11 protein-coding genes are annotated in these 12,916 nt (G+C 69.3%); 10 read left to right on the plus strand and 1 reads right to left on the minus strand.

Translation table 11 applies throughout. The features are described from left to right. The 6 genes from thiI to Q5923_RS00560 all read left to right on the plus strand — a co-directional run bounded on the left by thiI (position 1) and on the right by Q5923_RS00560 (position 6,928). On the plus strand, positions 1 to 1,248 hold the full coding sequence (thiI, locus tag Q5923_RS00535; protein ID WP_303131406.1) for a tRNA uracil 4-sulfurtransferase ThiI: 1,248 nt from the start codon (positions 1 to 3) through the stop codon (positions 1,246 to 1,248). Positions 1,249 to 1,377: 129 nt separating this feature from the next. Then, complete coding sequence (locus Q5923_RS00540) at positions 1,378 to 2,073, plus strand: ComEA family DNA-binding protein (protein ID WP_303131408.1); 696 nt, start codon at positions 1,378 to 1,380, stop codon at positions 2,071 to 2,073. Then, positions 2,060 to 3,649, plus strand: coding sequence for a ComEC/Rec2 family competence protein (locus tag Q5923_RS00545; RefSeq protein WP_156439424.1), 1,590 nt, complete (start codon positions 2,060 to 2,062; stop codon positions 3,647 to 3,649). The genes Q5923_RS00540 and Q5923_RS00545 overlap by 14 nt, the downstream gene beginning before the upstream one ends. Positions 3,650 to 3,676: 27 nt before the next feature. Further along, positions 3,677 to 4,747, plus strand: coding sequence for a DNA polymerase III subunit delta (gene holA / locus Q5923_RS00550; RefSeq protein WP_303131411.1), 1,071 nt, complete (start codon positions 3,677 to 3,679; stop codon positions 4,745 to 4,747). 93 nt (positions 4,748 to 4,840) lie between these two features. Next, entirely contained in the window at positions 4,841 to 5,596 is a 756-nt protein-coding gene (locus tag Q5923_RS00555; RefSeq protein WP_062531016.1) for a NifB/NifX family molybdenum-iron cluster-binding protein, read from the plus strand. Positions 5,597 to 5,695: 99 nt separating this feature from the next. Then, positions 5,696 to 6,928, plus strand: a complete 1,233-nt coding sequence (locus Q5923_RS00560) for a hypothetical protein (protein ID WP_303131413.1) — start codon at positions 5,696 to 5,698, stop codon at positions 6,926 to 6,928. A gap of 150 nt (positions 6,929 to 7,078) precedes the next feature. Here Q5923_RS00560 and rpsT read toward each other — a convergent pair whose 3' ends face one another. Continuing rightward, positions 7,079 to 7,342, minus strand: a complete 264-nt coding sequence (gene rpsT / locus Q5923_RS00565) for a 30S ribosomal protein S20 (protein WP_303131415.1) — start codon at positions 7,340 to 7,342, stop codon at positions 7,079 to 7,081. 138 nt (positions 7,343 to 7,480) lie between these two features. Here rpsT and lepA point away from each other — a divergent pair, with 138 nt between their 5' ends. From lepA to Q5923_RS00585, 4 genes are all read left to right on the plus strand, one after another. Beyond that, the gene (gene lepA / locus Q5923_RS00570; protein WP_303131417.1) at positions 7,481 to 9,292 is read left to right on the plus strand and encodes a translation elongation factor 4; all 1,812 of its coding nucleotides are present in this window, start codon (positions 7,481 to 7,483) and stop codon (positions 9,290 to 9,292) included. Beyond that, the gene (locus tag Q5923_RS00575) at positions 9,289 to 10,386 is read left to right on the plus strand and encodes a tRNA-dihydrouridine synthase (protein WP_303131418.1); all 1,098 of its coding nucleotides are present in this window, start codon (positions 9,289 to 9,291) and stop codon (positions 10,384 to 10,386) included. The genes lepA and Q5923_RS00575 overlap by 4 nt, the downstream gene beginning before the upstream one ends. Continuing rightward, a complete protein-coding gene (locus Q5923_RS00580) occupies positions 10,379 to 11,683 on the plus strand; it encodes a coproporphyrinogen-III oxidase family protein (protein WP_303131420.1) in 1,305 nt (434 codons plus the stop codon). Before Q5923_RS00575 ends, Q5923_RS00580 begins: the two co-directional genes overlap by 8 nt. A gap of 117 nt (positions 11,684 to 11,800) precedes the next feature. Next, positions 11,801 to 12,889, plus strand: coding sequence for a DnaJ domain-containing protein (locus Q5923_RS00585; protein WP_009279281.1), 1,089 nt, complete (start codon positions 11,801 to 11,803; stop codon positions 12,887 to 12,889). Positions 12,890 to 12,916: the final 27 nt, after the last annotated feature.

Here is a 12,916-nt window from a genome sequence, read left to right on the forward strand (position 1 = left end):
ATGCCGAGAAGAGTCTGCTTCGTCCATTACCACGAGATCGGCCTCAAGGGGAAGAACCGCTCGACCTTCGAGAACCAGCTCGTGAGGAACCTGCGCCGCGCCCTCAGGGACTGGCCCGTCGGTTCCGTCAGGCGCATCTCCGGCCACATCCTGGTCTCGCTCGAGGGTCGCGACGCCGACGAGGAGGTGGCGAGGGCCGTCTCCCGCGTTCCTGGCGTGGCGCGCGTCTCGCTCGCCTACGTCTGCGCGCTCGACAGCGACGAGTTCAGCGCGGCGGCGGTGAGGGCGCTGCATGAGGCGGGGGACTTCCAGAGCTTCAAGGTGCACGCGCGCCGCTCGTCGACCACCTATGAGCTCCACACGCTCGAGCTCAACCGTCTCGTCGGCTCCGTCCTCTGCGACGAGTTCCCCGACAAGAGGGTGGACGTGCACCATCCCGACGTGACCGTCTACGTCTACGTGGTGCAGGGCTGCGTCTATGTCTATGCGGCCTCCATGCCGGGCGTGGGGGGGCTTCCCGTCGGCACGGCGGGCAAGGTGGTCACCCTGCTCTCGAGCGGCTTCGACTCTCCCGTCGCGACCTGGATGGTGGGCCGCCGGGGCGCCGTCTGCGTCCCCGTGCACTTCTCGGGCCGTCCCATGACCGCGGACACCAGCGAATGGCTCTGCCAGGACATCGTCCAGGCGCTCGAGCCCTCCGGCATGGTGGGGAGGATGTACGTCGTGCCCTTCGGAGAGCGCCAGAGGGAGATCTCGCTCGCGGTGCCCCAGGGCCTGCGCATCATCACCTACCGGCGCGCCATGTTCGCCGTGTCCGAGCGCATCGCGCGGCTCGAGGGCGCCAAGGCGCTCGTGACGGGCGAGTCCCTGGGCCAGGTCGCCTCGCAGACGCTCGACAACATCGCCGCGGTCAACGAGATGGTGGGCCTGCCCGTCCTGCGCCCCCTCATCGGTTCCGACAAGCAGGAGATAATGCGACGCGCCGAGGAGATCGGGACCTACGACATAAGCAGCCAGTCCGCCGACGACTGCTGCACCCTCTTCATGCCGCGTCGTCCCGAGACCCACGCCCGCATGGACGAGGTGCATGCCGCCTGGGACTCCTTCGACCACGACGCCATGATCGACGAGCTGGTCGAGGAGGCCGAGTACGTCGACTTCGACCAGTGCCCGTCCTACAGGCCTCCCAGGGGCCTCAGGGCGAGGCACTCGAGCCTGGCCCCGATCGAGCCTGACCGGAACGCATAGAAATCCCAGCTGACGCCCTAGATGCTTGCAGCTGCCTGCAAGTATGCCGCCAGCCAGCTGCAAGCCCAGTTTTATTTCCCGCCGCTTCGCCCCGCCCCCGCCCCCAAGATGGGGGTGGGGGTGGTCTCTTTGGCACAAAGGGGATTTGGCGGCGGAAGGAAGGGCGGGTCGATCGCGAGGTTGGGGCTCGCGCCGTCGCGAGGGACGATCGCGGCGTGCGCGCTCGCCTGTCTCCTCGCGGCAGGCGTCGGCGCCTGGGGTATGGGAGGGCGGGCGTCCCAGGGAGAGGCCGCCACGGTCGACGTCGCGGCCGAGGGCGTGCCTGGGGCAGACCCGGAGGAGGCCGCCGAGGGAGGCGCCGCAGTCCAGGAGGCGCCCGAACCGGCTGCGGTGCTGGTGCACGTTGACGGGGCCGTCGCGCGTCCGGGGCTCGTCGAGCTGAGGAAGCGCAGCCCGCGCGCCAACGATGCCGTGGAGGCAGCCGGGGGGCTTCTCGACGACGCCGACTGCACGAGCCTCAACCTCGCGGCCGAGGTGAGGGATGGCGAGAAGATACACGTTCCCCACGAGGGCGAGGCCGCTGGGTCGGTCGGGACCGCGTCCGTCATTCCGACCGGTGGTCGCACCGAGGGTCAGCTCGTGAACCTCAACACGGCGGACGTGGCCGCGCTTCAGTCGCTTCCGGGCGTGGGCTCCGCGACAGCCAGGGCCATCATCGAGGACCGAGAGGCTCATGGCGACTTCGCGAGCGTGGACGACCTGGCGCGCGTATCGGGCATAGGGCAGAAGAAGCTCGAGAGGATCAGGGACCATGCCTGCGTCTAGGGCGCGGGCGGGGGAGGGGATGCCGCGCCCGCAGATTCCCACGAGCGCCCACCTGCTGGTTGCGTGCGTCCTCGTCGAGCGCGCCGTGCTGGGTGGCCGCCTGCCGCCCCCGCCTCCCTCCCACGTCACTGCGCTCGTCGTCGCGTCATGCGCGATGGTCGTCTTGGCCGCCTCGTCGGCCACTGTTGGGGACGGACTGCGCCTGCCCGTCGCAGGCGTCATCCTCACCCTGGCCCTGTCCACGTCCCTCGCCTGGGCGCTCTCGGGCCTCCTTGCCCGGGGGATGGGGCTCTGCGAGGCGGAGCTCGGTCGCGTCGCGGGGTCGAGCTGCACCCTGCTCGTGGAGTCGGACTCCGTGTGCAGGCGGGGGAGCCACTCTTGTCGTGCGAGCGTGAAGCTGCCTTCGGGCAGGAGCTGCCGCGTCTGGCTGCGCTCGCCCCAGAGGGTTTGGATGGGGGAGCTGCTTCGCTGCAGCACGCGCTGGTCGCCCCTCGACCAGGACGGCTTTGGCGCGAGCTCCAGGATGCAGGGGGCCGTTGGGAGCCTGCGGATCGTGTCCATCTCCTCCAGGTCCTGGCAGCCGGGCCCCTTGGGTCGGCTCAGGGCCTGGCGCTCGGACAGGTTGGAGGGGCTTTTCGCCCAACCCACCGACTCGGCGGCATGGATCGCGGGCGTCGCCCTCGGCAGTCCCGCGCTGGCGCGCGAGAGGGGCATGGGCGAGAGGCTCTCCCGCTGCGGGCTGTCGCACCTCCTGGCGGTCTCCGGCAGCCATCTGGCCATCGCCACCTCCATCGCCTGCACGCTCCTCCTCCGCCTCGACATGCCGCTTGCGCCCCGTCTCGCGGCCTCCCTCTCCCTGGGGATGGCGCTCGTGCTGCTCTGTGGCGCGCCACCGTCCGCCGTGAGGGCACTTCTCATGTCCGCCTCGGCCTCTGGCTCGGAGCTCCTGGGAAGGCGCGGACATGCGCTGTCGTCCCTCTGCCTCGTCGGGTTGGTGATGGCGCTCCTCGACCCCTCGCTCTCCGGGAGCCTGGGCTTCCTGCTCTCGCTCGTCTCAGTTGCGGGGCTCTGCCTCCTTTCCTGGCCGACGTCCCAGGCCCTGCGCCGGGCCCTGGGACGTCTTGCGCCCCCATGGGGCATGGGGCGCCGTCGCCTGCCCCGGCCGCTTTCCAAGCTCTCGTCCGTCACCCTCGACCTCGCGTCGGCCAGCCTCGTCGCCCAGGTCTCGACCCTGCCCCTGTGCAGCTCTGCGTTCGGGACGCTCTCGCTGGTCGCCCCCCTCTCAAACCTCCTGGCGGTCGTCCCCTTCACCCTCGGGCTCGCCACAGGTCTCCCCGGGCTCCTGCTCGAGGGTCTGCTGCCCTGGGCCCGACTCCCCCTGGACGTGTCCCGATGCTGCTTCGACCTGCTTTCCGCTCTGGTGGGCGCACTCTCCGCCCTTCCCCTCGCCGCCGTGGGACTTCCGGATTGGGGAGGGGTCGAGCCCCTCCTTTGGTCGGGCCTGGTCGCATTGGCCCTCGTCCGGTCATGCGTCCGCATGGAAGAGGGCGACCACCATGGTCGCCATGTGTCATAGTGGTCTGACATGCAGAAGGGGGTCGTCTTGGCAGGAAAGGCATCGGGGGCTCTTCTCCCCGCATATCTGGCGGTGGGCAGCAACTCCGTCAAGGCCGGGCGCGTCGTCGAAAGGCTCCACGCGCGCCTCGACGACGGACTCGCGGCCTTCAACCTCGACGAGCGGGAGTCGGCTGCCGTGAGCGAGCCGGGTGAGCTCCTCGCCTCCCTCAACACGCTGCCCGTCGGCCCTGGCCAGCGCCTCGTCATCATCCACGGGGCGGACAAGCTTGCCAAGCCCTGCTCGGAGGCGATCGTCGGGTACCTCCAGAACCCCAATCCCGGCTGCGTCCTCTGCCTGGTGGCCGAGGCCCTCGCAAGGACCACCCGCCTCTACAAGGCCGTGGCGGCGGTGGGCAGGGACGCCGTGATCGACTGCGGCGGAAAGAAGGCCTGGCAGCTCCCGGCGGAGGTCCGCCGGCTCGCCCAGCGCCGGGGGATGTCGATCGACGAGTCCGCCGCCCGCGAGCTCGTCGACCGCGTTGGCGAGTCGATTGCCCTGATAGACGGCCAGCTCAAGACCCTGAGCGAGCTCTGCCGGGCAAGCGGCTCCATCACGCGCGCGGACGTGGTGGAGCACGTCGCCCGGACGGCGGAGGTGAAGCCCTGGGACTTCCTTGACGCCGTCTGCGACAGGGACGCCGGAAGGGCCCTCTCGGTGTACGCGCTCATGCCCGCGAACTCCGAGGTCAGGCTCGTCTCGCTCCTCGCCGCGCGCCTGCGGGAGCTCGTCTGCGCCCGCTCGCTCATGCGTCGTGGCACCATCGCGGGCCTGGGTGGCGAACTCCTCGCCTATGACTCGATCGCGGCGACTCCCGCGGTGAGGCGCAAGGGGTCGAAGAGGCCAGCGAAGCCCCGCGCGAAGCAGGATTGGCAGCTCAAGAACCACCAGAGGTGGGCCGGCTCGTTTGGCGATGGGGAGCTGGAGCGCGCGCTTGTGCTCTGTGGGGGCGCGGATGCCGCCCTGAAGGGCGGCGCCGACCCACGCAGCTGCGTCAGCTCCCTCATCCTGGACGTCTGTGGCGCGGCTCCCTCGCGTCACGGGAGCCTCCCGTGCTGACCTGCCCTCTCTAAATCTTTTGACATATTCCAACATATCATCCCAAGAAGCCCTATACTACTTGCTGACATTTGCCATTAAGTAGGAGGTCCCATGCTGGGAAGGCGACCCAAGGTCAGGGAGGTGGGCCTTGTGCCCGAGTACCTCCGCTTCGCACCGGACGGGGTCGCGCACGAGCGCGTGCTCGAGCTGGCCCTCGACGAGCTCGAGGCCATTCGGCTCATCGACCTCTTGGGGCTGGACCAGCAGGGGGCGGCGTCGCGCATGGGCGTGGCCCGCTCCACCGTCGCCAGCATCTATGACCGGGCGCGGAAGAAGGTCGCGGACTTCCTCGTGAATGGCGGGGAGCTGGTGGTGGGGGGCGGAAACGTCCGCCTCCGCCCCGGCATGGACGCCCGGGACGGGTCCTGGGCGCTTGAGAAGGGAGAGCGAACCATGAGGATTGCGGTCACCTATGAGGACGGGAAGGTCTTCCAGCACTTCGGGAGGACGGAGCAGTTCAAGGTGTACGAGGTCGAGGGAGGCAAGGTCACCTCGTCCCGGGTGCTGGGGTCCAACGGCGTGGGCCACGGCGCTCTGGCGGGGCTGCTCTCCGAGGGAGGGGTCGACCTCCTCGTCTGTGGCGGCATCGGCGGTGGGGCCCAGGCTGCCCTGGCCCGCGCGGGCATAGAGGTGTACCCCGGGCAGGAGGGCGATGCGGACGCGGCGGTGGACGCGTACCTTTCCGGACGGCTCGTGAAGCTCGAGTCTGCCACCTGCAACCATCACGACCACGAGCACGGCCATGGTTGCGGCAGCCACGAGGGCGATTGCGGAGGGCACGACCACGAGGGCGGCTGCTGCCATTGAGGTTCGCGAGGCGGCCGCGCCCCGGAGTCAACGCGCACATCCCGCGTAGCCGCGCGCTTGTTGGTTGCCACGTCGAGGACTGGAGGTTGGACTAACCCGATGAGAGACATCGCCATCGGTTTCGTGACTGGTCGGAAGAGCTTTCGTAACGTTCTGAAGACCTTTGCCTGCCACTGGAGGGGCCTGATCAGGGAACACCCCGTAGGCATTCACCTGATCGTCGCCTACGACCTGGAGTACAACCACACGAGCGTGGACGACTACGTCAACCTCCAGGACGAGATCAGGGACACGTTCCGGTCAGTCTCCTTCATTGGGCTCGAGTCAGTGCGAGGCATGTGCGAGGACCTTTGTGGCGGAGGGGCCTTGGAGGAGAGGGAGGCACGGCAGCTCTTCGGCAGGGGCTATGCGGGCAAGAGGAACGTGGTCCTGTACGAGGCCATACGCAGGGGCATGGATGCGCTCCTCTTCCTGGATGACGACGAGTACCCTCTTGCCGTGACGAGCCGGGATGGGCTCGCGTACTGGTGCGGCCAAGACGTCTTCCGAGAGCACGTCAAGGCGCTCGGCACGTTTGACGTGACCAACGGGTACCACTGCGGCTACGTCTCGCCCATACCCCACATGGGCTTCACGGACGACTTCACGGAGGACGACTTCAGAGTCTTCGCCGACGCCGTCAGCAACGACATCCTCAACTGGGACAGCATGTCGGCCGTGATGAGGAACGGTGGGGTGACCTACGCGGATGACGGGGCGCTCGCGGAGCCAAGGGTGACGGCCCTCGAGCGCGGGAGGACGGACGGGCTCCCGATCTCTGGGTCGAACCTCGGCATCGGGCTGACGGATCGCACACGCACGGTCCCGTTCTTCAATCCGAGCGGGGCGAGGGGAGAGGACGCCTTCTTTGCGGCAGCGTTGGGTGACCAGAAGGTCGCGCGCGTGCCGGTCTACACCTTCCACGACGGCTTCATGCGGCATTCGGGCCTCCTGCAGGGGAACCTCCCCCTGCGCCTGGGGCGCGTCGAGGCCACGGATCCGAGGGTCGTGGAGAGGTTCTACAAGGCCTGCCTCGGGTGGATCCGCTACAAGCCGCTGCTGATGTGGCTTGCGGGGCGGGACGACTTCGACTCCAGGGCGCGGAGGGTGAGCGACGAGCTAAGATACCTCGCCCCAAGGATGGAGAGGCGCTTTCACCTCCCGTTTGGCCAGGTTGCCAGGGAGTTCTCCCGCTTCTCCAGGCGCGTGGCGCTCGACGAGGAGAACTACGAGGCGAACCTGGCCGCCTGGGAAAAGCTCATGCGGGCGACCGTCGTCCATGGGCGTCCCTAGGCCCCCACGCGACCCGGTCGCGCTTTCGGGATGGAGCCCGACATGTCTTGAGGGGGCAGCTCGGCAGGTTTGGTCCGCCGACATAAATTAGACGGGCCCGGAACTCAGCTCCGGGCCCGTTGACGTTACGACGATTTGAGGGGAAGCGGCCTACTTCAGGGTGTTGACCAGCTTCTGGACGCCGCTCTTGCGGTCGGCGGCCTGGTTCTTGTGGATGACGCCCTTAGAGGCAGCCTTGTCGAGGAGACGACCGGCCTTGTTGGCGGCGTCCTGGGCGACGGTGGCGTCACCCTCCTCGACGGCAGCGCGAACCTTCTTGACGGCGGTCTTCAGCTCGGAGCGGACCGCCTTGTTGCGGACGCGGGCCTTCTCGGCGGTGATGATGCGCTTCTTCTGAGACTTGATGTTAGCCACGTGCGGTTCCTTTCAGTACTTATCCCTGAGGCCTCTGAACTTAATGAGGTGAAGGACGTGGGGGATCCGACACCTGACACGGCGAGGTCAACCAGCGCAGTATAGCACTCCACCAGCCTTTGGGATAATATCATCCGCATGACTACCAACGATACCTCACATATCCGCAACTTCTCGATCGTCGCTCACATCGACCACGGCAAGTCGACCATCTCGGACCGCATCCTCGAGTTCACCCACACGGTCGAGCAGAGGGACCTCGCCTCCCAGATGCTCGACTCCATGGACATCGAGCGGGAGCGCGGAATCACCATCAAGTCCAATGCCGTCCGCGTCATGTACGAGGCGGACGACGGGGGGACCTACCAGTTCAACCTCATCGACACGCCTGGTCACGTGGACTTCACCTATGAGGTCTCGCGCTCGCTCGCCGCCTGCGAGGGGGCTGTCCTCGTGGTGGACGCCACGCAGGGGGTCGAGGCGCAGACCGTCTCGAACGCAAGCCTCGCCATGAACGCCAACCTGGACATCGTCCCCGCGATCAACAAGATCGACCTCCCTTCGGCCCATCCCGAGGAGGTCAAGGCCGAGATCGAGGACGAGCTCGCCATTCCCGCGGAGGACAGCGTGCTCGTCTCGGGCAAGACCGGAGAGGGCATCCATGAGCTGCTCGAGGCCATCGTGTACCTCGTCTCTCCCCCCAAGGGCGACCCGGACGGCCCGCTCAAGGCGCTCATCCTGGACTCCTACTTCGACGAGTATCGCGGCGTCATCGCCACCGTGCGCGTCTTCGACGGGTCGGTGCGCAAGGGCCAGCAGCTCAAGATGATGGCCCTTGGCGACTCCTTCACCTGCGACGGCGTCGGCGTCAAGCGCCCGCTCGAGACCCCGCTCGACCGGCTTGGGGTGGGCGAGGTGGGCTACGTGGTGACGGGCCTCAAGGAGCCCGGGCTGGTCAAGACCGGCGACACCATCACCGAGGAGGCCAGGCCCTGCGCCGAGCCCTGCCCGGGCTACCACGAGGCGAAGCCCATGGTCTACACGGGGCTCTTCCCCATAGACAACAAGCAGTACGAGAACCTCCGCGACGCCCTTGAGAAGCTCCAGGTGAACGACCCCTCGCTCGTCTGGTCCCCCGAGACCAGCGTGGCCCTGGGCTTCGGCTTCCGGGTGGGCTTCCTGGGACTCCTGCACATGGAGGTTGTGAAGGAGCGCCTGGAGCGCGAGTTCGGGCTCGACCTCATAGCTACCTCACCCTCCGTCAACTACCACGTGTTCACGACCGACGGCGAGATGGTCGAGCTCACGAGCCCCCAGGACCTGCCGGACGTCACGCGCATAGACCGCATCGAGGAGCCCTACCTCAACGCCAAGGTCATCGTGCCCCCCGAGTACATGGGCGCGGTCATGCAGCTCGCCATAGACCACCGCGGGGTCACGAGGGACATGGTCTACCTCAGCGAGAAGTCCGTCGAGATGCACTTCGACATCCCCCTCGCCGAGCTCATCCTGGACTTCTTCGACCAGCTCAAGAGCCGCACCAAGGGCTATGCGTCACTTGACTACGAGTTCGCGGACTATCGCGAGTCACCGCTCGTGAAGCTCGACATCCTGCTCGCGGGCGACGAGGTGGACGCGCTCTCGTTCATCGTGCACCGCGACAAGGCCTACACCCTGGCGCGTGGCCTCTGCGACCGCCTGAAGGAGATAATCCCGCGGCAGCAGTTCGAGGTGCCCATCCAGGGTGCCATCGGCAACAAGATCATCAGCCGCTCCACCGTGCGTGCCGTGCGCAAGGACGTCCTGGCAAAGTGCTACGGCGGCGACATCTCGCGCAAGCGCAAGCTCCTCGAGAAGCAGAAGGAGGGCAAGAAGCGCATGAAGTCCATCGGCTCGGTCGAGGTGCCGCAGGAGGCGTTCCTCGCCGTGCTCAAGGTGGACGACGAGTGACGTCCGCGGCCAGGGGCCAGGGGACGCTTCGGATCCTCGAGGGCCTCGCCACGCCAGCCGGGCTCAGGCTTCCTGACGCCCGTCCCGTGCCGCGGGCGGACGTGCGGGCGCGTCTGGCGCAGAACCCCTTCCTCATGGCGCCCATGGCCGGCGTCACCGACGGCGTCTACCGCCTCATGGCGAGGGCGGGCGGGGCCTCCCTCGCCTACACCGAGATGGTCTCGGTCGCCGGCATACACTTCGGCGGCCAGAAGACCTGGGACCTCGTCCTGCCCGCCGAGGGGGAGCCCGATGTCGCCGTGCAGCTCTTCGGGTCGAAGCCCGAGCAGTTCCGCGAGGCCGCCCTCGAGGTGGCCGAGCGCCTGGGGCCGCGCCTCGCCCTCATAGACGTCAACATGGCCTGTCCCGTGCCCAAGGTGACCCGCAAGGGGGAGGGGTCCGCCCTCATGGACGACCCCTCCCTCGCGGCCAGGATCGTCGGAGCCTGCCTCGAGCAGGGTCAGGTGCCCGTCACCTGCAAGATTCGCCGCGGCCGACGCGACGGGGAGGAGCAGGCGCCCGAGTTCGCCCGCGCGCTCGAGGCCGCCGGGGCAGCCGCCATCGCGGTCCACGGGAGGAGCGCGAGCCAGCTCTACCGCGGTCGCGCCGACTGGGGCGTCGTGCGCCGGGTCGCCGGGGCGGTCGACGTGCCCGTCATAGGCTCGGGTGACGTGGAGGACGCTGGGGCGGCGCTGCGGATGCTCGAGGAGACGGGCGCCGCGGGCGTGATGGTGGCCCGCGGGAGCTACGGCAACCCCTGGGTCTTCTCGTCCGCGCTGGCCCTCGCGTCGGGCGAGAGGCCTGCGGCGCCCACCCTCTCCCAGCGCCTCGCGGCCTTCGAATGCCACGTGAGACTCCTCGACGCCACCGGCGGCCACCTCGCCCGCGCCCGCAGCCTTGCCGGTTGGTACCTGAAGGGGCTCCCTCACGCCGCCGCCTGGCGGGACGGCGCCATGCGCTGCGTGAGCCTGGACGACTACCTCGGGCTCCTCGCCAGGGTGAGGGCATTCGCGGGTGGGGACGCCGCGGGCCGGGAGGACGTCCGCCGTGGGTGACGGTCCCTCGCCCAACGCCTGGGAGGGCCGCCTCCACGCCACGGCGGCAGAGGCCCTCTACCTCCACCTGCCCTTCTGCGAGAGCAAGTGCGCCTACTGCGACTTCGCCTCCTGGGTCACCCGGGAGGGCGACCCCCTCATGGGCGCCTACGCCCGCGCCCTCGGCTCCCAGGTCCGCGAGCTCAAGGGGGCGGGGCTCCTCTCCTCCTGCAGGACGGCCTACCTGGGAGGGGGCACGCCCAGCCTCCTCGGCACGGACGGGCTGTCGGACCTCGTGCGCGCCGTCGCCTCGACGACGGCGGCGGCGGAGCTGAGCGTGGAGGCCAACCCGGAGTCCCTTGCCGAGGGGATGGCCGGCGCGCTCGCCGAGGCGGGGGCGACGCGCGTCTCCCTGGGGGTCCAGAGCCTCGACGACGGGGAGCTTCGCCTCCTGGGACGCGCGCACGACGCAAGGACGGCCCTTCGGGCGCTGGGGGACGCCGTCTCGAGCGGGCTCGACGTCTCCTGCGACCTCATGTGCGCCATCCCCCGTCAGACGTCCGAGAGCTGGGCCAGGAGCCTCCGGGGCGTGCTGGGCGAGGGGGTCGGGCACGTGAGCGTCTACCCCCTCGCCATCGAGGACGGGACGGCCTTCGGCAGGGCCGTGGACGAGGGGCTCATGGACGAGCCGGAAGACGGGCTCGCCGCGGAGCTCATGGAGGAGGCGGAGCGGATCCTGGGGGAGGCGGGCCTCTCCCGCTACGAGGTGGCGAGCTATGCCCGGCCAGGGCGCGCCTGCGCGCACAACCAGGCATACTGGACCGGCCATCCCTACCTGGGCCTGGGATGCTCCGCCTCGGGGATGCTCGCCCGCGAGGGCTACCTGAGGCTCAGGGACGCCTGCTGCCCCCAGCTGCCCGAGCCCGCCCCCGCCAGCGCGCGCCTGAGGCTCCGCGTGCTCACGGGCCGCAGGGCGATCGCGGAGGACCCGCGGCTCTCCAGCCTCTCGTTCGAGGTGGAGGAGCTGGATGCGGGCCAGGCGGCGGCGGAGGACCTCATGCTGGGGGCACGCATGACGCGGGGCCTCGACCCCGCGCTCGTCTCGCACGCGAGGCTCGTCCTCGGAGGGGGCCGCGTCCAGGCGGCGCTCGACGACTGCGTCGCGCGCGGGCTTCTCGCCCGGGACGGTGGCGGGAGGCTCGCCCCCACCCATCGTGGCTGGCTTCTGGGAAACGAGCTCTACGGGACCCTCTGGGACCTCGCCGGGGGAGAGACCCTCACGTCGCGCTGCCAGGGCCGCGGCGCGCCCAAGCCATGACCGCCCTTCGTGAAGCTGCGTGGCGGAGGTATCCGGCATGCGGCCATGGGGTATAGTTCCGCACGTCAGGTCGCCATGGCGGCGCACGGGGGAAGGTAGGGCAGGCACTTGGCCTCGATGAACGAGAAGGACTACTACGCCATCCTGGGCGTGGAACAGGACAGCACGACGGAGCAGATCAGGCGTGCGTTCCAGCAGAAGGCGCGCAAGCTCCATCCGGACGTCAACAAGGAGCCGGACGCCGAGGAGCGCTTCAAGGAGGTCTCCGAGGCGTACGCCGTCCTCTCCGACGAGGGCAAGAGGCGCCGCTACGACGCCATGCGCTCCGGGAACCCCTTCGCCTCCGCCGACTACGGCGGCACCCCCGGCGCCTCGCCCGACGGCTACGGGGGCTTCCCCTTCGGCTGGGGCTTCCCCTTCTCCGACGTGGCCCAGCGAGGTCGCGGAGGCCAGCGCTCCCGCTCCTACAACCCACGCGTCGGCGCGGACGTCACCGTGCGCCTCGACCTGGACGACGAGTCGGCGCGCAAGGGCGTGCGCCGGGGCGTGACCTACCAGCGTTACGTCGCCTGCGACGTCTGCCACGGGCAGGGCTCGGTGCGCAGCGACCATGCGGAGACCTGCCCCACCTGCGGCGGCAGCGGCCACATGAGCGTCGACCTCACGGGCATCTTCGGCTTCGGCGTCATGGAGATGGAGTGCCCCGAGTGCGAGGGGACGGGCAGGGTCGTGAGCGACCCCTGCCACAACTGCGGTGGTTCGGGCAGGGTGCTCTCTGCGAGCGAGGTCGTGGTCGAGGTTCCCGCCGGCTCGCATGACGGCGACGAGGTCCGCGTCCCCGGCATGGGCAACGCGGGCACGAACGGCCAGGCCTCGGGAGACTTCGTCTGCCGCGTGGGGGTTGCGTCCGAGCGGCTGAGCCAGAGGCAGGCCTCCGGCTTCCACTCGCTGGGGCTCGCCGTGCCCTTCCTGGTGCTGGGGGCGCTCACCAACACCCTGGGCTCCGTCGCCCTCGTGATCGTGACGCTCGTGGGGGTCGGCGCCTTCCTCGCCTTCGGCGAGGGCCTCGCCCATGCGCGAGGCTGGTGGAGGTCGGGCCTCAGGTCGCTCGCCAACGGCGCGAGCTCGGGCGTGGTCTTCGCGCTCTTCCTGGTGATGATGTTCTCCTGCGGCTCGGGGCTGGGAAGCGCCGGCTACAGGGGATAGCCTCCCTTCGCGGACCCCTGCCCGCGA

Origin of the sequence: uncultured Olsenella sp., assembly GCF_959602185.1 — a bacterium.
Lineage (GTDB): Bacteria > Actinomycetota > Coriobacteriia > Coriobacteriales > Atopobiaceae > Olsenella_I > Olsenella_I phocaeensis.

Bases quoted from the DNA above. Each gene is read 5' to 3' on its own strand.
- thiI (WP_303131406.1), top strand. From the start codon at position 1: ATGCCGAGAAGAGTCTGCTTCGTCCATTACCACGAGATCGGCCTCAAG.
- Q5923_RS00545 (WP_156439424.1), top strand. From the start codon at position 2,060: ATGCCTGCGTCTAGGGCGCGGGCGGGGGAGGGGATGCCGCGCCCGCAG.
- Q5923_RS00555 (WP_062531016.1), top strand. From the start codon at position 4,841: ATGCTGGGAAGGCGACCCAAGGTCAGGGAGGTGGGCCTTGTGCCCGAG.
- Q5923_RS00560 (WP_303131413.1), top strand. From the start codon at position 5,696: ATGAGAGACATCGCCATCGGTTTCGTGACTGGTCGGAAGAGCTTTCGT.
- lepA (WP_303131417.1), top strand. From the start codon at position 7,481: ATGACTACCAACGATACCTCACATATCCGCAACTTCTCGATCGTCGCT.
- Q5923_RS00585 (WP_009279281.1), top strand. From the start codon at position 11,801: ATGAACGAGAAGGACTACTACGCCATCCTGGGCGTGGAACAGGACAGC.